This is a genomic window from Alginatibacterium sediminis (assembly GCF_003610775.1).
Taxonomy (GTDB): Bacteria; Pseudomonadota; Gammaproteobacteria; order Enterobacterales; family Celerinatantimonadaceae; genus Alginatibacterium; species Alginatibacterium sediminis.
Window position 1 is genome coordinate 851,682 of sequence record NZ_RAQO01000004.1, and the last position, 23,261, is coordinate 874,942.

Here is a 23,261-nt window from a genome sequence, read left to right on the forward strand (position 1 = left end):
CATGTGGAACAACTTCAACAGCTCCATTTTTGATTGGCTCTTGAGGTTTGATATCTACTTCAGGCTCTGGCTCTGGCTCTGGCTCTGGCTCTGGCTCTGGCTCTGGCTCTGGCTCTGGGGCTCTGGCTCTGGCTCTGGCTCTGGCTCTGGCTCTGGCTCTGGCTCTGGCTCTGGAGTATTATCTTCTTCCTTCGTGTAATATTCAGAAGATTTATTTTCTTTTATTTCACGCTCATCTACTAGCTCAGGTCCTACATCTTCAGGATTGATGGGGCCACCTCCGGTAACTCGGCTACTATCTTCCGTTCCATTTGATTTTTCAGGTAACTGAATCGAGGCCTGGGATACAAGCTCATCCCAAGATACTGTTCTATCTCTCTCTTTATGTAGAAATTCTGCAGTAGTTAATTTAGGCAGAGACAAATCTAAGAATTCTAGTGTGGCTTCAGACAGTTCGTCATCGTTTTCAGGTATTGGTGTAGAAAGTAACTCATCAATATGATTCTTACCAACCCTATGAAATTCAATGCCTACTTCATTTTCGACACCAGAGTTATCCTGGCCAAAATCGAAAATTACAGCACTACGAGTAATAGCTAATTTGTATCCTTGTTCTAATGTTCTAAGTAGAAACTTAGCTTCCTCAACAACTTCAGGGCTCAATAAACCAAAGCGCTCAGAGCGTTTTAAATAGTGTTCTAGTAATACACAGAGCTTTTGCGTTTTAACCAAGCGGTCTGGTCTATCAGGAGAGGTTCTTGTTAAATCGAAATGGCGTTGTATAACACGCTCTGATTCTGAAATTTGACCCGCAATGCTCTTTTTAAGGCTTTCGTATTTAGTTAAGTCTCCAACCTCAGAATAACATTTCACTTCAATTAAATTACATCTGATTGTTCTAGATGAGGCATCTAAATCGAACAGTGCCATGTCTGTTCGCTTAAAGCTGATTTCAGCGCCTAATTCACCATCAGCTTTCTGTAGTTCAGAGTAGAGTTCAAGGTGGGCGTCTAAAGGCACAACAACTTGATCGTTAAACACTCCCTGGTATTCCAAGTACAATTTAGATAAAGCTAAACCTAAAGCTTCTGACTTAGAAGCGCTATTAGAAGCAAGCTTAAGCGCTAACCTGCCTGATAGTGCTCTCAACGAATCTAATACCCTAGTGGCTTTATCTACATCAGGTGCTATTTGGTGTTGCTCCAATGTACCTTTTAATAAGGCTTCTATCTCTGTTGTTGAACGAGATGTGATAACAAAGTTATGTGAGTTTGAAGATGCCATTTCAGGGCTATGATCAATAAGGTAATCAGGTCGTCCATCTTTACCACCGTGATCAAAAAATTCTATCCCTAAGTTTCGATCTACTGTAAAGACCCAGTCACTCACTTCATGCAACTGATTTAGTAAAGCTCTTTCCGTTGTATCAAGAGCCAATCGTACAACCGGAACCTGATCTAAAGAGAAATTCCCCGTCGCAAGAGATGCTGTTATCGCTGACATCATTTTAGGAAGTTTTGCTATAGCCTCTGAAACTTGGCCACCAAACAGTGCTTTCGCTACACCGTGGCGAGTATGCCTATCCCAAGCCACAACTCCATTTTCATCCAAGTAATCAACACAATAATCTTGATATAATCCATGTACTGGAGCTACCTGTTCATCAGCTTGTGGTTTTATAACTGATATTTCTTCCGCTGGGAAAACATCAAATAGCATACTTAAATGAGAGCTGAATTCTTCCGGTGACTTCTCAAATTCAGAGGTAGACCGTAAAGATATACTTAACCTCGGTACTAAGTGGTTGTCTGACGATTGAAAGAGTTCATTATCACTATTCGATTCATCATTATTATTTATCAGTTTAAATAGATCAGCTCCAACTTCTAGAGCATATGGATCTGTAACGAACAAACGAATATCAAAACAAACATGCTTTAATTCTTGTTTCTTTCTAAGCGCCAATAACATTCCGGCTACTGCACTTGCAGAACCAGCATTGAAAACATTAATTGATAAACAGCTTACATAAGGATGTTGAACTAAATACCGCTCCACCTTAGTTGCTAAATAAGTACTGCTTTGTTTACCTACTTGCTGATAATCATTCTTTATCCCAAGCGCAGTTTTTATTTTATCGATAAGAGCTTGCGGTTCCTTTTCCTGCGCTGAAGCTAATACGCTCCAAAAAGGGTGAATACTATCAAGTGCCACCATTAACTGACCTTGCGTATCAGGTAATACATATGGAAAGTTAGTTAATGAAAGTTCTTCCAAAAGGCTATTCTTACTACCTACAGCAATTTCCTTAGCTACTTTTTCACTTTGTCTGGCCCACGATTCAGCAAGCGATGACCAACCACCTAACCACAAACACCTTAAAGGATGAGTAGGGCCAAGAAGCATTGCTTGTTTGTAACTGCCATCATAATTCCATATCACTATTGAAATAGAGTCTAAGCGGAGTAATGCCGATAGCTCAGAAGAATAATCATGTCCATTTTCAGCTTCTTGAAAAACTGCCGCTAAATATTCTAAGTAGGCATTTGAATATGTATAAGCCTCATGTGAAGTTGAAACATGGTCATGGGCAACAGAAACTAAGTCTTTTTCACCTTGTGAAATTAATTCAAAGTAACTTTCTCGAGCCTCTTTAAATTTTTTGAACTGACTCTCTACACCTTTGACAGGCCAATCAACTATGTCACTTCCTGGCTCTTGTGCCTGTTCATTTCGAATTTCAATTCGCCATGTCATCGCCGACATAGGGTTTGCTAGTACTTTTTGTTCGAAATCTTTTAAGTAAGTTGTTACAGGGACTTGAATACTGCCACCCTTTTTAAACTTAATATTAACTATCGATTCAGATTTGCTCTTATTATCTTGCCAGTTCGTTTCAACAACTTCTGTATTTGCAAACTTAGCTGTATCAATCACATTGGCGAATTCAGCTTTAATTTTAGCGTGAGCTAATGAAGGCTCTCTTACCTTTCTTCCTGCAATAGGCTCTACTTCAGCATCAACAGCTGGTAATACATAAAACAGTTCACTCTCATTAATACGAGATCCAGCTTCATCTGCATTTGATGTGCCCCACGGTATCGGGTTTTGCTGTTCATCAACTAAAGGTAATAATTCATCATTTTCATCAAAAGCTTGAACTCTTATGTAGTGCCAACCTTCTTCCCACTCAATTCCAGTGAGTTTGTTAAAAGTAATAGTCACAGTAGATTTTGCAGTTGCTTTACCTACTTTAATCAAGCCAACAAAATCACCCTGCTGGGTAAATACCTGCGCTTTATATTTCGCAAGTCCATTAACTTCACTCGGTTTAGGCTCTACTGAAAAAGACACTGAGAACTTTTTCAATCCTCCTTGTCCTACAGTCAGCACTTGTTGACCTATCAGTTGTTGCAGGTTTGGATCTGCTTCATTGTCAGGGATTACTGGCAAAACAACATCAGTCACAGTTAAGCAAACTGCATCGCTAACTTCTTCTTCGTATTGAAATCGCCATTTATCAAATGTAAGTGACCAATTATTACTATCAACAATAAGCTGTTTACGCCAGTTGTTGTCTAATAAGCTTTCCTGTTCATTAAAAAACAAAGCCAACTTCTTATTAAATTCATCACCTTCGAGTTGTAAATCATAAACTGTGGCAATTGCAGATTTATCTGATCTTTTAATAATCTGAATCGACTCGTGGTTTTTAACTAATCGTCTCAACAGCATCGCATGATCTTGGTGTATCTCTAAATCGGGGATTAGACCCAACTCGTATAACGCCGCTCCTACAATACTAGGATCAAAACTGTTCACTTGAACTGTTAATAAATACCTCAACCACTGATAAGCACTTAAATTTAGGGAGGCTTTTTCATTAAGTATAAAGAAAGCCTCATCAATTAATTGAGCAATGGCATCTGGGCATTGAGTTTTAATTTGGTTGAATGCTAGTGCATAAACATCTGTGACATCAACATGCTCAAATGTCGCTACACCAAATGAATCTTCAGACGAAGTTTTTAATTCATTGGGGATAAATACTAACAGTGGAGCACGTAAGTTTCCGTGTTCATCTGGGTTTCTAAGCTCAACTAACTTTGTACTAGTTACTGAATAATTTGGCCCTGCCTGTTCAGCTAAAACTGCTACCTGACAGTTATCAACTGACTTTGCTAACTCTTCACATAACTTGTACATTAAACCAGTTTCTAAATCAGAAACTTTCATACAGTGACCTGCACCACGAGTTTCTAATAATGTTTTAAATTTAGGTAAAAGTACGCTGATTAAGCTCTTATCGATATCTGAACTTACAACCGTTTGAATTCCCTTAATCATGCTCTACTTCCTTGTGCTTTTTCATTCTGGTTTTTATCTATTTGGTACCTAGGAGTTACTGTTTGAGTAACGTATGCATCAGAAAGGTCGCGGTAAAAACCAATTTCTCTTAAACGACGTTTAAAACCAACTAAGTTATCCCTTAGGGCACTGTTTACATCAATTGATTGCTCACAAAAAGAGTCTGTATCAGGTAATGTGTCAATATGAATTCCATATCGTGTTTTTAGGAAGGTTAATAATTCATCTACCCTAAGTTCTCGAGTATGGAATCCTAAATCGCCGCCCTTAGACAATACTGCCAGTTGTAACATTACCTCTAGCAACCTTCCATCTAGGCAAAAACGTCTACCACCATGACTACCACTGTTTTGTTCTAACAAAGCACCAGGTTTGTTTTTCAGCATAAAGCTATCTAAATTTTTAACTAGCCCTGATCGAATAGCATTACCTTGTACAAACAATAAAATCTCGATATAGGTTTCATATTCAGGAAGACCAAGTTGGGTTATTGCATGTATCTCGGGTGGTATCTCTTCAGACTCATTAGCTGATGAAACAGAGGAGTCTAGTATTCCAGCATTTCGTTGGCCAAAGAACTGCTCTCTATCTTGCTCAAGCGGAGACTCAAGCAGTTTAAAAAGTTCAGTAACAGGCATTTGTTTAATTGACTTAGCTCCTGAAAGCTTTCCTTTCTTAGATAAATACTCTGCAAACTCATCCAACTTTTTAACACCAAAATAAGCTTTAATGAATGCAGGGATGCGCTTGTAATGTAAAGTCGCACTTTGTTCTGCCATTTGATTACTTAGGCTATTAGCCCCATTAGTCATATCAACATAAATTGCTGTTTGTAGTTTTTCGCTTTCTTCTGGATTTCTTCCCTTGCTCTTCGCTAAAGCGGGTAATAACTTGAATAATTTGAGTTGATATAAAGCTAAGTGAAACGCTAATAAATTCTTAATATATTCAACCATTACAGAGCGAGGAATATATTGACGATATGTCATTAATTTAGAAACATCTTCAGCTAATATGTCAGCTGAAGACTGAATAAGAGGTTCGTACCGTTCTTTTAACTCTAAATGGTCTGGAATATCGGATTTAGCCCCAACTTGATCGGATAACCGCAACAACGCTTGAGTTTCAACATCTACTTGAGAGGAGCAATCATATTTATTAGTAGTCGCATCAACTCCAGCAAAAAAGAATTGTTTTAATTTATCAATCGCATGTTTACTATTCTTAGCATAGTGTAGTAGTTCATAAACTTGCTTGGAGGCACCGTAATCTCGACAGTTTTTCGGATTTCTAAATAAGTAAGTATTGCCGTGTAGTGGCCTAGGAGCGGCAACAGCCTCATTCGCTTTACCTCGATTTATAAGATCAACCAAATGAGTCTCTATCCATTTTTCAACGGTAATTGGGGCTTGTGAAAAACCTTTGAAGTGCTTTTCGTTGCGAGAATCTAGAAATTCATCTTTAAATAAATCAACAGTCATGCCTTTAGCGCTTAGTTTACTAGATGCACCATTGTATTTAAGTCTTGCAAATAAGTGAGTTAATACACGATCCATTTCCACTATTTTGTAATCTAAATAGCTCACTTTATTCGTACGAAAAGCTTTATCTTTTTTCCCTAATTTCATAATTGAGCCTCCACTGCTAAATGCTCCATCTGTAAAACACCGCTTTCATCTCTAATTATTTTTTCATACCTTTGACCATTGGTCGTTAGTAACACTTCTTGGTAAGGAGCAGACGCAAGGACATTCTTAAACACAGTTAAACTTAAATAAAAGCTTTGCTCCGCTTGGGCCGATGGAACATAACCTTGATTCAACCGTTGTAACATTTCAAATAGATCTAAATCTAAATCCAGCTCAGCGTTCAAGCCTGTTTCATCTTGATATTTAAGTAATAGGGATTGAGGGCTATGTTCAATAAATAAAGAGTTCATAGCAGAGTCTTTAATTTCAATTGAAAAAACATCTGACGGGAATAAACGATAACTCTTAATTGTTCCCTGATTAACTCTGCGTACCTGCATAGCCAATTGACCGTTAAAATACATAGGGTTATGTAAGCCTTCACCACGGTTAATTGCATTTATCGCAAGTGTTTTAGCATCATCAAGTGGCGTTTTTCCTTCCAAAAATTCAACTAATAACTTGGCTGAACGGTATGGCAATAACCCTTGCCAGTTTTCACCTCTTCGCTCAAAGTAAGTCTTTCTTCTCAACATACCTACAACATTGCGATGAGATAGATACCTTTCTTTACTTTCACTTAAGGCGGTACCATTAGGTAAACCTTGATGTGCATTTTCAAGTAAGTTATTTTCATGATCACTTCGTTGTTCAAATTGAAGCCAATCAACTGCCTTAAGTCCTAAGAAATCTAATCCACGATCCAATCGCACGTCAGAACCCTGTGCAATATCAGTTTCTCGTAATAACTTAAGCAATCTATCTTGGCTACTTTCAGAGCCACACCAAGAATTAAAATAATAACCACTTAGAATTTTTTCAGATTCGCCGTTAGCATAAATATCTTTAATCTCAGCACAGGAATACTCACCTACTAGCAGGTAACTAAGCGCTGAACGTAAATCTCGCATAGTAATGTGTAATTGGTTTCTCAGGCTTGTAAGTTTGTACAAATAACCTAAGCGCTCGATAACTTTTGGACCAGTTTGCTCATCCTGAAAAGTAGCAATATTGTGTTTTACATAACACTTATCTTTTAATGCGCAATAATCACAACCTTGCCACACTTTGACTGAGGTCATTTTTCCAATAATACGTTCGAATATTGACTCAGGTTGTGTCTGTGTTGATGCTAATACATCACGCATATTAAGGTTTACTACAGCTACTTCATTTTGCACTGAACCATCTTTCAAACTTGCTTCGACTAAAGTTTTTAAAGCAGGGAACTCACTGGCATGTTGACTTAGAAAGTCGACTAATCGACCTTCATTAATTGCGATTAACCTCGTTTCATTGTGGGGCCAACTATTAATATCATCGCCTTGATAAGCATTAAAAAACTCATCAAGTACTACCTCATTGTCCTTATCACCTTCATCTTGGCTTCCATCGTAATTAGTTAAGTATTGGTGGCCATTAATTTCGAAAGAGCAGCCATTGCCTTGCGGATTTAAAGTAATCGATGTTCCTTGTGACTCAACAAGTGATTCTAGTTGCTGTAAAAATGCAGTTTTGCCATCACCAGCGTTTCCGGTAATTAAAACCAAGCGAAGTTGGCCTGCCAGTACTGCTGGGGCTAACTCTGTATCTAATGCAGTATCAACATATATCAACTTAGCGTAGTCATCTAAACCACGGGTACCACTGTTGGAATGTCTACTTTGGCTATAAAGCGTTAGCAAGTAATCATGAAATGCTGATTTACTCGGATTCGAGCCATCAGCTAATGGTGGTAAATGAAACTGAGAAGTACTTTCTTCAGCAAGAGCTTGCGCTTTTTTAAGCTGCTGTACTTTATTTAGTGCTTCAAGTAGTTGTTCGGCTGTTTCAAATCGGTCAATTCGTTTAGGTGCAATAAGCTTTAATAGAACCGACGACACGTCGTCAGTTAGATTAAAGCTGTGAGTAAACTCACTCGGGTGACGCGCCGGCTCAAGAAGTGGTGGACATTGGGTGTTAGCCCATGGATATTCCCCCGTCATAGCTCGATACAGAGTGATACCTAACGCATATAAGTCTCTATCCACTAGATCTGAAGCTTGTGGTGTTTCAGTGATATTTAAATCTGGTGGTAAGTATTTTCTAGAACCACCTCCAAGGCTTAAGTCTTCTGCATCAACAGAGACGTTAAAATCGATGATCCGAACTTTTCCATCTTTCCATATCAAGTTTTGCGGCTTGATATCACAATGATAAATACTGTGGTCATGTAGGTGTTTCAGGCCCTCGGCCACTTGCTTAGCCATGGTCCACACTTCATGAGTAGTGAGAGAGCGTTGTTGAATTAACTCGCTAACATCTAAACCTTCTAAGTATTCAAATACAATATAAGGAGGACCATCATTAGGTAGAACGTCGGCATCAAAAACCTTAACTACATGAGGGTGTTCTGGCAACTTGAGCAAAGTTCTATATTCTTGCTTTAAGCGTTCTAATACCGATTCTCGATCATTAAGAATTAGCTTAATTGCACGGGAAACATCACCAAAGGTATCAGCTACTTTATAAACAACACCAAAACCACCACTTCCTAATTGCTGCTGTACAACGTATTTATTGGATAACTGGTAACCGTTATTAAGGCGTTTGTAATTTACATTAGCCTCTGGCTTTTCAATCAAATTAACTTTCTTTTTGGGCTGTTCTTTTGTTTTAGCCTTAACTTCTTTTACAGCAGTTTTAGGTTGCCACAACTCATTAAAACGCTCAAATGCTTGCTCTGCAGTTAAGCGTTCTGATGATTCTTTATGGCAAAGCGCTTGTAACCACGTATCTAATTCATTTGGTAGTTGCTTGTTATTAGCACTCAACTTAGAAGCAAACTCACAAGATTTTTCAATCGCTTGAGTTACTGTATCAAATGCAACATCACCACTGTAAAGTTCATAAATCACTAGACCTAAACTATAGATATCAGAAGCACAGCTAGCAGCTTTATTATCTGCCCATAACTCCGGTGCTTTGTATCTATTAGAAATGCGCTCTTGAACTTCATCAGCAATAGTTGTGGTGTTTTCTGCACCAATACGAGCATAATCAAAATCGATTAATCTTGGCTGACCATCTAAGCCAATTAAAATATGTTCTGGTGTTATATTTCGGTGAACCACACCATTTTTGCACATATGGCTTAGAGCCAATAACATATCTTTTACAACACGTTTTTTCTGATCAAGTGTTAAAAGTGAGCTGCTATCTTTTAACTTAGCGCTAAGGGTATCACCAGGAATATCATCAGTCAGTAATATGTATTTGTCTTGTGCTTCCGTAACAAAAAAATCTTTAACACCAACTATTGCAGAGTGTGATGGCATTTTCGCGATGGCACGGTAAGCATTTTCTAATAAACGTTTTTGTTTGATACGCTCAACTTCAGGAAGGTAAGGATCAGCTTTGTACGCTTTTGCAATAACAGTCCCGCCTTTACGGCCAGCGGTAACATTGAAAGCACGGTACTCTGTGAAGTATTCATTATCAGTTAAAGTATCTGCAACTTCCCAATTGCCATACCGCTCACCATGACTGCGTTTCTTAGCTGATTTACCTAATGCTTCAGCAATAATTTGGATATATTTAGTGACATTGCGATCAAAGCGGTCTGGTATACGAGCGCTATCAGTAAAGAACCGAGTGCTATTTTTAAGAGAAACAACATGGCCACGCTCTCTATCATCAGGGTCTTTAAACATGCAGCCATCAATAGTAAGCACAACTGCTGTATCGACATAGATATTCTTTAACGCCTTATTTGCACGGTTTTGTTTACAAATAAGGCCTGATAAAGATTTCGCATTGCCGCGTAATTTTGGCAATGGAGAGCGGTAACTTGAATGTGAGGTATGCCAAGTAGTGCCATCAACCTCTACTTGGCCATGAACGCCTTTTGCATCCACTAAATAAATGGCATGAGGAGCAACTACACAGATATCTACTTCAAAAAGCTGATCAAATTGTTCTACTTCAAAACTATGAATAACAAAATAATCGTCTGGTAACTTATCCTTTAACCAAGCTATAGCTTTGCGTTCTTCGTCATTGACCGCATCACCTATTGCAAATACCTGTGCCATTTATTAATACTCCATTACTAACTTATCTAAATACTTGTATGCCATATCCTCATTCTCATGTCCTTTATCTATCAAATCGATAGCTTCTTTAACTTTACTTGCAATATCATCACGAATAGCTTTATTAGGCCAATAAACGTTAAGGTTCTTAACTCTCTTTTCTTCAATATGAGGTATACTAGAGCCAGCAGCTTCAGCAGCTATAAGTACTTCGAATTCAGGTAAAGAAAGTAGCGCAAATAAATAATAAGAATCTAAAGGTTCGTTACCTTTTACTCTTATCATGTTATTCGAACAGGAAAAGTTGGATAGATTTTCCCCTACAAACACAGATCGACCAATCAATCCTCCTAACTGTCCAGCTTCTTGAATTAATATCATTCCTTTTTCAAGTTGTAAGCGATTCTTTTCTACAACAGAGGTCATCAGGTATCGTTCAGAAGACGGAGATATTTTAAAAACATCAGCACCGGTTATATATGGAATGCCAAACTGTTTTTCTATCGCGTATTGGCGCTTAAAAATATTTGGAATAAAAACTTCAGCAACATCCTCTAGCTTGCAGAACTCATTAGTATTTGAAGTAATACATTTTCTTAACTTTAAATAACGATCTGAATAATAATGAGAGTCCAATCTATTAATCAAACTCTTAGAAGATGCTACTGTTGTTAATGACTGCGAATCACTGGCACTAATAACATCAAATCCGATAATACCTGAGAGTTTTCTACGGCTTTCTAGCAGTAATTGTTGTGCCTTAGCTCTACTGTCTGAAGCCTTATGCATATATCTGCTAATAGCATTCTCATCTTCTTTATCAAATATTGGAATGGATAGGTCAATTATTTGTTTAGGATCTAAATGCTGAACTATGGAACCATATGTACCTTGAGTGACTTGTGGAAGTCCATACTTAGATGATAAATATGTATACAGATAGCCAGGGGCAATTTTTTCACTGTTAGGAATAACTTTAAGTATATCTCCACACGCAAATATATTTTCCATATCTTTACGTACAAAAGTCATATTACCTATTGTTCCTGCAGCTGATATTAATGTCGTACCTTCCGATATAAAACATTCTTTATCAGTTTGTGCCGTTGATTTTACTAGATTTGGGATTGGCCTTAGATCAAATCTCAACATCCCTGATGTAGTTAAAAATGGCACTCCATCTTTAATTGAATCAACAAAAGTTCTTTTAATCATTTTCCCTTTGTATAAACCTTTATTCTCAATTACAAGTTTACCAAGAGGAATTTTTTTCACTTTTAAATCTTTAATTCTTTGTTTTGATTCTATTGCGCCAGCTACATAAGGTGGACAATCTAATCTATAGCTTTCATCTTTTATCCAATGGCTAAATATAGTTTTTATTTTCATGCCCAAACCCTCGGGTACCAAATTTGTATCTGTTGCATTAACCCGTTAAAGGAATCATCTTCACAGCCTCTAAAAGAAACATCCTTTGCGATGCGTTTGAAAATTTGTGAATGTGTTTTTTTACGCCCCCAGCTTTGACTTCGTACTTTGTCTATCGCAGCTTTTGGGTCGGCGGGTTTCACATGAGTTTCATTCCATAAATTGCGTTCTTGAAGCCAGCTCCTTAAGCCTCCTGTTTCGCCTGGAAAATCAAATATCGGTTCAATTCTTCGAGTGTCGCTTTGCCACATTAATACTTCCAATTCTGGGTTGATAGCCATGACAAAAAAGCGTTCATCAGACCAACCAACTGAACGCATATTAGTTTTTATGTCCTCACAAAAACGTTCGTAGTCCATTACATCCAAATTATCATTGAAATCAAAGTCAACCATAACTACGGCATATTTGTGCGAGCCTAAATAGCTTTTTAGATAGTTATGTCCATCTTGATAAACACCTGGGTCTTTCCTCGGGTGCTTAATTAAATCTTGCTTAGTATCAAATTCAAAACGATTACACTGGAGTCTTTGGTCAAATGCATTATTGCTAAAGAATCCCTCTACTGTTGCTTGCATTTCGCCATCAGCAACTAAAAAAATAATATCTCTCATACTTATTCCAAAACACCTGCCGCAAACAACGAGCCTAAATCAACTTCCCCTTTCCATTCTTTCAAACGAGGATGTTCATTACCTTTTAGAACTTCTGTCGCGCCGTCCTTGTTAAATCTCATGCTAATAATTTGCTCCAACACAGTATTTGCTAATACCACAGGAGAGTGAGTGGAGAGCCAAATTTGGGTATTTGAAGATAGCTTAAGTGCTTCTAATACCGCATCTATTGCTTTCGGATGAATACCATTTTCGGGTTCTTCCAATGTGATTATTTGGGGGGCACTTTGTAAATAAGGTATAATAGTCAGTGCTAAAATATGCAGAGTACCGTGGGATAGTCCACTAGAAGGCACTTTCATTCCGTTACTATAAGTAACCTCTAAATAGCAGTAACTGTCATCGCTGCGCTTTTTACCTTCAATTTTTGAAATTGAAGGTAAAGCCATCTGAACAATCTCTAGCCACTCTTCAAGGCCTTCAGGATCTTTTTCCTGCAAGTCATATACTTGCCATGGTAAGCTGCTACCATCAGATTTAAAGCACTCTTTATCTCTTGGAGAAGCGGCTAATCGCATGGCTGACCACTGTGGTTCGTAGCAATGGGCTCCTTGCAATAAAAACCCTTGTACCCATAATGCAGCTGGGTATAAGTCGTGATCGGCTGGTAGCGCAGCTAATGCTAACTGGTTATCACGAAGGCCAAACTCTAGTATTGTTGATTTTTTAGTTTGAAATTCTTGGCAATATTGAACTTTCTCTCCCCAGCTACGAGAAATCACTTTAAACCAAGGCCATTTACTAGGATATTCATTTACACCAATTAACCCTGAGCCATGATCAACTCGGTATGAATTGTCAGGGAATAAAGTTAAGTGCTCTTCACTAACTTCAAGTGAGCCACCCTTTATACGGATGGATAGCTCATATCTTGCTGTATCTGGACGAAGTTCTTTAATTTCAAATTTCTTTAACCAAGTTGGTGACGGATCCCGCATTAGTTCATCTACAATCGATTCGGGTAACTTAATTTCGACGGCTAACATAAAGTAATCACCACGTAATTGATGAACAATCTCTATTGCATTTTCTGCTCGGGCTCTTTTTCTACCATTTGTAGCCTTAAAAAAAGCATCATTTATATCTGTTACATTTAGTAAATCACTAAAAAGAGCAGGGATATCTAGCAAGGTCGTTTTGCCAGAGCCATTAGAGCCTGCAAAGACATGTTGCTGTTCAAGAGCTAAATCTAAAGTATTAAAACAACGATATTTATATGCTTCTATTCTCGTGATCATACAGAAGGCTCCGGATTTTTGACTCTAAACTCTTTAAACGCTTTAGCTATTTTAGGTAAGTCATCGTCAAGAATTTTACTTCTGCGTTTTAATTTACGGACTACATTTTGACCATTGATACGAATGCGCTCCTCGACCTCTTTTTCCTCTACGATCTCTTCTCCATCAGGGTGTCGCATATAAAGTGTATTACCACGTCTATCAAAACCTACCTTTTCAGCCACTGCCATAAATACTGGATATTCTGGTTCTTCATCTAGGGCAATTGCATCTTTTTCACTTTCGGTTTTCTTCTTAAGGAACAATAAGCTCGTTAAGATGTTAACGTTAGCTTCAACAATAAATGACTCTACAGGTAAATCTACACAGCCTAATACCCAACATTCTTGCATTAACCACCAGCGAATATATTCATCGCCAGGGTTACCTAAAATACCATCAGGTAAAACAATGCCCATTCGGCCACCTTGTTTTAACCATTGAACACAGCGTTCAATAAACAAGATTTCAGGAGAAACAGCATCTTTGCGGCGATCTGTTTTTCTAAAGCCGCCGTCTTCGGTTCGCTCCCAGATGTAAGCTAAATCATATTGCTCGAGAATTTGCTTATCAGTAACAGGAATATCTGAGCCAAATGGCGGGTTAGTTAAAATGACATCGACACTTCCGTCTTTACCGCTAGAGTCCCCTACAGGTATTTTTGATTTAGCAGCTTCAACACCGGTTAGGTGACCATGAGGATATTCTAGCGAATTCATATGGAAGATATTTGCCATGGCGTTACTCGCCATCACTGCATTCATTTGTGAAGCACGACAAAGAAAAGGATCAAAATCACAACCAAACAAATTGTTTTGTGCAAATTCTTTTATTTGCTGTTGGATTGAAACAAACTCTTCAGTAGTTTCTGCTCCTAGTTTTATCTTCTCTTCGGCATGTAATTGACGGTTTATAAAACTCAAAGTCTGCTCTAAGAAACCACCCGTACCACACGAAGGGTCCAATACTTTTTCATGTGGTTGAGGTGCCATCATTTCTACAATTAGTTTTATTGCCCCACGGGGCGTAAAGTATTGTCCTCTGTCGCCGCGTAAGTTATCACCTACAACTTCCTGATAAGCTGCACCTTTTGCATCCATTTCGGTACGAGAAAAATCATATTTAGCTAATTCTGAAACCATGAAAGATAAAGCACGATCCGAAAGCGTGATCTCTTCATTGCCTTTAAATATTTCAGGGTATTGCTTTTTAACCTTTTCAAACAATGGCTCTATACGTTTACGAATTTCTTTACGGCCTTCATCGTCAAACTGCTCAGTTGGTGACGCCCAAAACTCTCGCTGTTGATTCCCAATGCGCTCATCGTACATTTTTGAAAAAATAAGGTATAAGAACTGCCAGAATGCAGCATCCTTTGGCATGCCTTCGTTACCATGAATAAAGTTATGACAGCGGCGAAAGGCTGTTAGTAGCATTTCCCGATCTGCAGTTCTTAGCTGAGCATTTGAGGCTACATCTCGACTACCCATAGTTTCATCAGCTAACGGCCAATCACCTACCGCATTGAACTTAGTATCAAAACGTGACTCTTCTTTTTCAACAAAGAAAAATTCTATGCCATTGGTCCAAAGACCCCAATGACATTTAGCTAATACGTATTCATCGTTTACTTGCTCACGCATCATATCTTCCATAAGCTGAAGATCTTTCTGTGCTTGGTCATGATCTCGCATTTTTACAGCAGATTTTTTACCTTGCTTAGGTGCTTTATCACAAATAACTATACGACGAATGTTTTCAGGTAAGTGCTCTGCACCATGCTCGTAAATTGCAATATCAATTTTTTTACGCTTACCATCAACCTTCATTGGCACATCAAGTGCCATATCTTCAGCACTTAAACCATATTCGTGAAATAGTGCTCTTAAGGTTTTTTGGCGGACCAATTCTTTAGGCGTTTGCTTGATCGGATTATTGGTTAAATAATCGAGCAACATACCATCTTCAATTGCTAACACTTTTTGTTCTTTATCTTTGTTGTCTGTCATTTTATTACTCAATAATCTGTGTTTATAAATCAGCTTCTAGGGCTAACTCATCCAAGTCTTCAACGTTTACACTTTGATGTGCGTTCTTGTCTTGTTCGCGTAATACAAGACGTTTTCTAATTTCTTCTGATAGTTTTTCACAACGCTTGGTTAAGAAGGCGTTGTAGTCATCTTCCCAAATACCCCATTCCTGTAGTTCTATTAAATGGGTGCTCATGTGCGTTTCTAATTCTGGGTTCTGCTCAGCGAACTTACTCATATATACCGATGGAGCCTGAGCGCCGATTTTGCGCTTATTTAAGAAGTCATCAACAATAGTGATATTACCGATATGGTTACTGTGATCATCGCCTAAGCCTTGCTTGCGTAAAAACGCTCTAGGGAAATAATGATGGTAATTTCGACTATTCGCTTGTTTTAACCAATCATTACTAATGTGTACGACCGAACCATCAATAAACGACTTAGGCTCTTGATAAGCCATGATACAAAGTAATGCTTTGACGTAACTTCGACCTGCATTGAACGAACCGTTGTCTTGTATAAATTGTGCTGACGTATCTATAGCCCAATCATAGCTTGGTTGTTCATCACCTAAAATTTGGTCAATACGCTTAATATCTTGCGCTAATTTCCCCTCAACAGAGCTTGAGTATCGTCCGCCTAAGCTCACTCGCCACAAAAAATCCTCTAAGAACAGCTGTTTATTCTCTAATGGTTTATCGTTATGGTGATAAAAGAAATAAGCAAATGGGGCTAATAGTGAATTGTAGGGTAATAGCTTCGATACAGGGATACGGTAATAACCTCTGAAATAATCTACCGCTGATTCAATAGCACTAGCAACTTTTGGCCACTCTTCGATGAAGCGTTTTTTATCTAAAGACAAAATATTTTGACGCTTACATTCTTTACCAATAACAAGCGCTACTGTTTGAAGTACTGTGGCATCAGATATGGTGTCGTAACCAACTTCACGAAGCCTATCAACTAAGGTTTCAAACTTTTCAGACAGATCAAATTCTTCACTCGCATCAAATGTTTTGGCGACCATTATTTCAAACAGGGATAATGGTTTTCCTCCAACGTTAATTCGAGTGAATATCTCAGTGGCAACATCTAAAGCGGCTTCTTTAACTTCAATTAGAGAGAAGTTATAGCCTTGCAGAGTTTGTTTGTGTTCTTCTAATTTAGCGTGATATTTAGTGTCGAAACTAGCTAAAACAGTTAGACCTGCATTAATCAGGTTAGTTAATGAGATATAAGTCCCTTGCTCTAACTCTGTTGGGTCAATAACTACAATCTTGTCATGCTCTGAAGCATTTAAATCAACGAAGATATCTGCAAAATCATCAATTTTCTTACCTCTTTGAATTTGAACACCTTTTAGGGCACAAAACAGACTAGTCATTCGCTGTTGTCCGTCTAATACATATTCAGCGAAATCACCTTCAGGTACAGGAGGTAACTCAACTCCACCTAAGTCTTTGACCACACGTAGTGCTTCTTTAGTTTTCCATGTGATAAAGGTACCAATAGGATAGCCTTTTAAAATGCTATCAATTAGGCCAGCAGCACGCTCTTTACTCCACACGTAATCACGTTGAAATTGTGGGATCTTAATTAGTCCTTTCTCAATGTCAGCTAACAACGTTTTATAAGGTAAATTTTTAGGCTCGGGTAAGTGCATTATCCTTCCTTCTGGTCTTCAATCCATTTTTCAAGATCTTCACGCTTAAAGCGCCATGAACCGCCGACTTTAAAGCCTGGCAGCTTGCCTTCGCTTGCTAACCTATAGGCTGTTTTTTCAGCCAACTTAAGATAAGCGGCTACCTCTCTTAAGGTCAATATTTGGTCCGTCATTTGATTGCGTGAGCCTTATATGAGTTTAAAGGAAGTACATAAATGAGAGGATATGAGAAAATTGAGGAATCCACAATATTTTAGATAGGGTTATGAGATTGGGCGCTTAATATATGCTCAAACTGCCTACTTGTGTTTACCTTGTTCACAACTGTAATAATAGTCAACCAAATAACCTCTAGTTCCTGATCTAAAGTCTGCTTCTTCATTTCCGACGCGCCCCGTAAACTGCTCAATAAAACTTTGTCTGTTTCGTCCGCGACATTCAAACTCCCGCGACAGCTGCTTCTATCCATAACGGGTCAGTAGCTCCTGCTAGCAAAACATCATCCAAAACTCAGCTCTTACTTCAAGCTTCTCTTTCAGGCGACCATTGTTTATCAACCTAACAAAATCATAATCGACAAATATAAACTATTGGTACCCTTCCAGGCACCGATAGCTTATTAATCAAACTGTTTCTATAGCGACATTTAAGTGTTTGTTATTGCTCCTCTGGCCTACCGGTATACAAAACATCATTCGTTCCTCATCATTCCTTTAGAATGTAGATGTACTCGTCAACAATATCGGTAGCTTTCCGTTCTTGCTTAACTCATTCACTTCAACTCATCGCACCAGCAAGCACTCCTCCATCCACTCATCGATTTCAGACTCTACCCAGGCCACGGCCCTATCCCCAAGGCTAATAGACTTAGGGAACTGCTCTTCATTCATTTTGCGGTAAATCGCAGAGCGGCTTAAGGCTGTCTTTTCCATCACTTCTTTTAGTTTTAAAAATCTCATGGGTTGTTCTCCTTGTTATTCGTCATAACAGGAGTCCGCCACTAATTTTTTACTCAGAACGTTCCCTTGAAGCTCACAACGTCCCACCCGGTCTCTACTAACACATCAATCCCTTCATTCAAAAGCCTTTCAGATATATGTCATCAAAGTGAATCGGTACCAGTGTTCACTTTAGGAGGCATGTCATGCGAACTACTCACTACCCACCCCACCAGCCATCGAGCTTAAATGAGCTGCTAGAGACAGCAGCAGAGGTCCTGGCGCAAAAGTACAAACGTGAAGGGACGTTTACCAATCCAAACAACGTAAAGGAGTATTTGAAGCTCAAGCTAGGGTCATACGACCGAGAAGTGTTTGCTCTGATGCTGCTTGATAACCAACATCAGTTAATACGATTTGAGGAGCTGTTCTTTGGCACTATCGACGCTGCGAGTGTTTATCCAAGAGAGGTGGTTAAAGCCGCGCTTAATGCCAATGCTGGTGGAAAAAGTAACAACAAAGTAATGCCTGAATTTATGCTCTAAAGTAATATTAGCACTAGATAGGAATCCTGGGTATTACTTTAGGTATTACAAAAAACAAACGCTTTTATGGAACATAATGGAACGCTACGGGATCGTAACTGATTGATTTTGTTAATCTTCAGATAAGAAAAAAGACGCCCGAAGACGTCTTTTAAAATATGGCGGTGACGGAGAGATTCGAACTCTCGAAAGGTTGCCCTTTACACACTTTCCAGGCGTGCTCCTTCAGCCACTCGGACACGTCACCTTAATTGCTGCAAAGAGTACGGATCGCGGTGCATGGGGTCAACTGTTTTTTCAAACATCGCATGCGTTTGTCCAAAGCCTGTACAACTTAAACACTTTTAACTAGATTTTGTAGCCTTTACTTTGGCGTAAATAGGCACCAGCACCTTGTAAACCCGGTTGTTCTTCGGTGATTACGAATACCGGTATTTTCTTCATAAGTTCAGAAAAACGACCTTTATCTTCAAATCGAGTCCTAAAGTCACTTTCTAGGAAGAATTCCATAAAGCGGCTTACGATGCCTCCAGCAATATAAACACCACCATAGGTAAGTAGATTGAGGGCTAAGTTTCCTCCAAAGCTGCCTAACATCCGGCAAAATATTTCTAAGGTCTCACGACAAACAATACACTCACCCGATAAGCCTCGTTCGGTAATGTCCGCAGGTTGAAAATCTTCAGCTTCAAAATCTTGATATTGGCAAAGACCGCGATAGATATTAACTAAACCAGGCCCAGAGATAAGTCGCTCAGCAGAAACATGGCCTAACTCTTGTTGCAAAAATGCCAAAATATATGCTTCGGTATCATCACTTGCAGCGAATTCAACATGGCCCCCCTCGCCTGGCAAGCAGATGTATTCGCCACCATGATTCATAAGATGCGCCACGCCTAAGCCGGTGCCGGGGCCATAAACGGCAATCGGTTTATTCGACTGAGGCGCTTGAGTTCCGCCGACTTGAACGAGTTGTTCGGCTTTCAAGGTTGGCAGCGACATGGCAATACCGGTAAAGTCGTTAATAACATGGAATTCTTCAAATCCCATCGTTGCCGCAACTTCTTTTTGAGAGAAAGCCCAACTATTATTAGTCATATCTATCCAGTCATTGTCAGTTGGACAGGCGATTGCGATGCAAGCAAATTTAGATTCAACACCTACTTTACTCTGAAACTCCTGCATAACGTCGGTAATACTTGGATAGTCGCCACATAAAAATTTGTGAATGTTATTGATTGTTCCAGAAGCAAGATCAATCGTTGCTAAACGAATATTCGTACCTCCAACATCTGCGATAAGTCCAAAACTAGACATTGCTTTCCCTCTATATAATTTTATCCAAGGTCAAGGCATGCTACTACTGAGCCTAAGACCGTGATTTAAATTTGTAGTTAAACCAGCTAATACACTAAAGCGGGTTCAAGCTGTAAAAAAACAGATTGTAGACCTAAGACAGAATTATTTCGTTATAAAATTACGAGTTTCCACTAAAAATTAGAGCTAAGTCATACTAAAGTTGGTGTAAAAGCACTATTATCAACAAATAGTTGGGTGTTTTTTCATATTCAGTTTACTTAATACAACGACTTAGCAATTTTTTGAAAAAATACTACATTTTTGTTATTCGCTCGATTGAGCTTCTTTATTGATAGTTGGTTTATGAATACTCTGGAAAAAATTACCACCAACCTTGACTCGTTTAGTAAATCGGAACGCAAGGTAGCAGAAGTCATCATTGCCTCTCCGCAAACGGCAATTCATTCAAGCATTGCAGCGCTAGCCAAATTGGCCGATGTCAGCGAGCCAACTGTTAACCGTTTTTGTCGTCGTCTCGACACAAAAGGCTTTCCTGATTTTAAACTACATCTTGCTCAAAGTTTAGCCAATGGTACGCCCTATGTTAATCGCAATGTTGATGAAGACGATGGACCAGAAGCCTATACCAACAAAATTTTTGAAACGGCTATGGCATCTCTCGAAAGCGCCAAAAATAGCCTAGATACTGCAGCGGTCAATCGTGCGGTTGATTTACTCACTCAAGCCAATAAGATTTCCTTCTTCGGCCTAGGCGCTTCAGCGTCCGTTGCTCAAGATGCAATGAATAAGTTTTTCCGTTTTAATTTGCCTGTTAGTTACTTCGACGATGTCGTTATGATGCGAATGAGCTGTATCGTTGCTACCGAAGAAGATGTAATTGTTCTAATCTCGCATACCGGTCGTACTAAATCGATGATAGATATTGCGCACTTAGCCAAACAAAATGACTCAACAGTTATTGGCATAACCGCTAAGGACTCACCTTTAGCCAAAGAATGTAATTTAGTCTTGTCGATGGAAGTTCCTGAAGATACGGATGTGTTTATGCCTATGGCATCGCGAATCGCTCAAATGACATTAATTGATGTATTAGCGACCGGCTTTACCTTACGACGCGGGCTTAAATTCAGAGAAAACCTCAAGCGTGTTAAACAAAGTTTGATAGAATCACGCGTCGACCGTTAATTCACCGCTTGGCAAACAACGATTATGTTTAGTGCCCACACCAGTGGGCATTTTTATGCTACAAATTTATTCGTGAAGGGATCATGAAGCGCATTAGCAAAGGATTTAGCTTAATTGAGCTAGTGATTGTAATTATCATTCTAGGCGTGTTGGCAGTCACAGCTGCCCCGCGTTTCATTAATTTAAGTAGCGATGCAAAGATTGCCGTTCTAAAACAGTTTAAAGCTTCTGCTATCGAAGTGAATCAACAGATGCAGATGAAAGCGCAAATGACTAGCTACAGCGTGCAGCCGGTCGATGGACGCCCCGATCTAACCGATGTTGACCTCAACGGCGATGGAAATTTTGATATCCGTCTCAAATGCGGTTTTTTGGACAACACCGATGTCGCTAAGCGAATTAACTATTCCGATGATCAAATTGGGAATGAGTATGAAGGGGTTAACTATACATATTTTGGCTTTTCTCAAAGTGAAATAAAAACAAGCCAATGTTATTTTCGATACGAGCAATCCTATGGCAGCACTAATCCAAGTGTTTGCGATAGCAACGATGCCCGCTTCCAGCCAGGATATCAGCTAGAAACGAGCGGTTGTTAATTTAAAGAGGGATTGGAGCGGCGTCGTTGGCAATCAGCTGGCCGTCTACAAATTCAAGCTTTGTTTTTAGGTACGGTGCTTCTTCAACCAGATAGCCCATTCCAATCAACAAAGGGATTTGCTGAGCATATGGACCCGCAAAATGGTTCACCAAATTCTGGTCTACTTTTAGCTCTACCACAGCAGCTATACGTGGAATTAATTCCTCGTCACTCACCGTCGCAGGGCCTCCAGCTAGATCAAGTTTACCCGATGCTGAGACTAGACCTTGTGTCTCTTGTCCCTGCATTGTTGCCTTAACGTTGCTTTCAAGTTTGTCGATTCGCGCTTCAAAGCCATGCTCTACGATTAATTTGGTAATTTCGTCTGGGTTAGCAATGTCTTCCACATTTTGTTGTGCAAGTTTAAATGCCTGCCAGCTAAAGTCCTTAAAGGTTAGCATTAGCTGGGTATTTGAAAGCTCGAGTTGGTTGAACACATCGGAAGCGGTGAACGATTCACTCGATAATTGAAGGTCGCCACTAATTTGCTGGTCCAGCATTTTCCCGCGACTGGCCAAGATTAGATTTTTGCTACTGAAGCCCCCAGCCATTTCGCCCGCAAAGTTTTTTCCAGATATATCCAAATTTTCGATTTTCATTGAAAAATCATCGTTTAGATAAACACCATCAACCAAACTACTCACACTGCTCATACTCAAGGCTTTAAGATTGACATCGCCCTGGTCACTTTTAATCGTAAGACCGGGCCAAACAAGATTCCCGGTTATTTGATTGCCATTGAGATCGCCATTCATCACTAATCGCAATTCTTGAGTTTTGTATTCTGAAAAATTAGGGTTAGCACTTAGATCATGTTCGGTAACCACAAAATTTGCATCCCAAGTTTGAGACCAAACGCTGGCTTTCCAATCTAGGTTTAAAGGTAGTTTTTTTAAGCCAATTTCCGCTAGAAATCCGTACAGCTCTTGTGAATCGACAACTTTAAACTCACCAGAACTTAAACCTGGACCAATAATGACATTGTGCTCAAGCTGCGCGATCACGTTTTTGCTTTGGTCTTGGAGCTCGATTAAGTAGCTTCGTTTCCCAAAACTTGAATCACTCAGGGTATTAACAAGAAGAGCCTCTCCTTGCATCGCTTGATTGGCACTGGTTATCAGTTGCGCTGAGTAATTGTCAACTTCGGTACCGGTATAATGGACTGCACCTGCCCAAGTAATCGCCGTAATTGCTACGACTGAAACCCCAATGGCCGCCTTATTCATGCTTTATCCCTAATCCTAAAATGTGCGCATAGACTATCACCCTAGCTGCAAGAAATGAAGCGAGCATTGATAATTTTGGTGCTAATTTAAGTGCGTTAAATCAATAACTTAAGCTTTCAAGCCAACAAGTGCTAGGTATTCGACGGTCAACATTCAGAAAACAAAAATGCAATGCGTCACACAAAAGCTAACATTTATTT

Annotated in this window: 15 protein-coding genes and 1 tRNA gene; 3 read left to right on the top strand and 13 right to left on the bottom strand. The window is 39.2% G+C overall.

The features are described 5' to 3' along the window. Positions 1-54 precede the first annotated feature (54 nt). From mads8 to DBZ36_RS06965, 10 genes are all read right to left on the bottom strand, one after another. Entirely contained in the window at positions 55-4,347 is a 4,293-nt protein-coding gene (gene mads8, locus DBZ36_RS20595) for a methylation-associated defense system ATP-binding protein MAD8 (RefSeq protein WP_199711791.1), read from the bottom strand. Next, positions 4,344-5,996: a methylation-associated defense system protein MAD7 gene (gene mads7 / locus DBZ36_RS06920; protein WP_120354174.1), complete on the bottom strand. Its 1,653-nt coding sequence runs from the start codon at positions 5,994-5,996 to the stop codon at positions 4,344-4,346. The genes mads8 and mads7 overlap by 4 nt, the downstream gene beginning before the upstream one ends. Continuing rightward, positions 5,993-10,129: a methylation-associated defense system protein kinase MAD6 gene (mads6, locus tag DBZ36_RS06925; protein ID WP_120354175.1), complete on the bottom strand. Its 4,137-nt coding sequence runs from the start codon at positions 10,127-10,129 to the stop codon at positions 5,993-5,995. Before mads6 ends, mads7 begins: the two co-directional genes overlap by 4 nt. A gap of 3 nt (positions 10,130-10,132) precedes the next feature. After that, entirely contained in the window at positions 10,133-11,518 is a 1,386-nt protein-coding gene (mads5, locus tag DBZ36_RS06930) for a methylation-associated defense system restriction endonuclease subunit S MAD5 (protein ID WP_120354176.1), read from the bottom strand. Continuing rightward, positions 11,515-12,171, bottom strand: a complete 657-nt coding sequence (mads4, locus tag DBZ36_RS06935) for a methylation-associated defense system protein MAD4 (RefSeq protein WP_120354177.1) — start codon at positions 12,169-12,171, stop codon at positions 11,515-11,517. Before mads4 ends, mads5 begins: the two co-directional genes overlap by 4 nt. A 2-nt stretch (positions 12,172-12,173) precedes the next feature. Beyond that, positions 12,174-13,469, bottom strand: coding sequence for a methylation-associated defense system AAA family ATPase MAD3 (gene mads3, locus DBZ36_RS06940; protein WP_120354178.1), 1,296 nt, complete (start codon positions 13,467-13,469; stop codon positions 12,174-12,176). Next, positions 13,466-15,517: a methylation-associated defense system DNA methyltransferase MAD2 gene (gene mads2 / locus DBZ36_RS06945; protein WP_120354179.1), complete on the bottom strand. Its 2,052-nt coding sequence runs from the start codon at positions 15,515-15,517 to the stop codon at positions 13,466-13,468. The genes mads3 and mads2 overlap by 4 nt, the downstream gene beginning before the upstream one ends. Before the next feature lie 22 nt (positions 15,518-15,539). Continuing rightward, positions 15,540-17,207: a DUF262 domain-containing protein gene (locus tag DBZ36_RS06950; RefSeq protein WP_120354180.1), complete on the bottom strand. Its 1,668-nt coding sequence runs from the start codon at positions 17,205-17,207 to the stop codon at positions 15,540-15,542. Continuing rightward, entirely contained in the window at positions 17,207-17,380 is a 174-nt protein-coding gene (gene mads1, locus DBZ36_RS06955) for a methylation-associated defense system helix-turn-helix domain-containing protein MAD1 (protein WP_120354181.1), read from the bottom strand. The genes DBZ36_RS06950 and mads1 overlap by 1 nt, the downstream gene beginning before the upstream one ends. 609 nt (positions 17,381-17,989) lie before the next feature. Then, entirely contained in the window at positions 17,990-18,166 is a 177-nt protein-coding gene (locus DBZ36_RS06965; protein WP_120354183.1) for an AlpA family transcriptional regulator, read from the bottom strand. Positions 18,167-18,351: 185 nt separating this feature from the next. Here DBZ36_RS06965 and DBZ36_RS06970 point away from each other — a divergent pair, with 185 nt between their 5' ends. After that, a complete protein-coding gene (locus DBZ36_RS06970; RefSeq protein WP_199711792.1) occupies positions 18,352-18,690 on the top strand; it encodes a JAB domain-containing protein in 339 nt (112 codons plus the stop codon). Positions 18,691-18,849: 159 nt separating this feature from the next. Here DBZ36_RS06970 and DBZ36_RS06975 read toward each other — a convergent pair. Then, positions 18,850-18,937: transfer RNA gene (locus DBZ36_RS06975), tRNA-Ser, on the bottom strand. A 101-nt stretch (positions 18,938-19,038) separates the two neighbouring features. Continuing rightward, on the bottom strand, positions 19,039-20,007 hold the full coding sequence (locus DBZ36_RS06980) for a glucokinase (RefSeq protein WP_120354184.1): 969 nt from the start codon (positions 20,005-20,007) through the stop codon (positions 19,039-19,041). A gap of 345 nt (positions 20,008-20,352) precedes the next feature. Here DBZ36_RS06980 and DBZ36_RS06985 point away from each other — a divergent pair, with 345 nt between their 5' ends. Then, the gene (locus DBZ36_RS06985) at positions 20,353-21,195 is read left to right on the top strand and encodes a MurR/RpiR family transcriptional regulator (protein ID WP_120354185.1); all 843 of its coding nucleotides are present in this window, start codon (positions 20,353-20,355) and stop codon (positions 21,193-21,195) included. Positions 21,196-21,278: 83 nt separating this feature from the next. Then, the gene (locus tag DBZ36_RS06990) at positions 21,279-21,794 is read left to right on the top strand and encodes a prepilin-type N-terminal cleavage/methylation domain-containing protein (RefSeq protein WP_199711793.1); all 516 of its coding nucleotides are present in this window, start codon (positions 21,279-21,281) and stop codon (positions 21,792-21,794) included. A 1-nt stretch (position 21,795) separates the two neighbouring features. On the opposite strand, the gene DBZ36_RS06995 is transcribed toward DBZ36_RS06990, so the two are convergent. Then, a complete protein-coding gene (locus tag DBZ36_RS06995) occupies positions 21,796-23,061 on the bottom strand; it encodes a YdgA family protein (RefSeq protein ID WP_120354187.1) in 1,266 nt (421 codons plus the stop codon). Positions 23,062-23,261 lie beyond the last annotated feature (200 nt).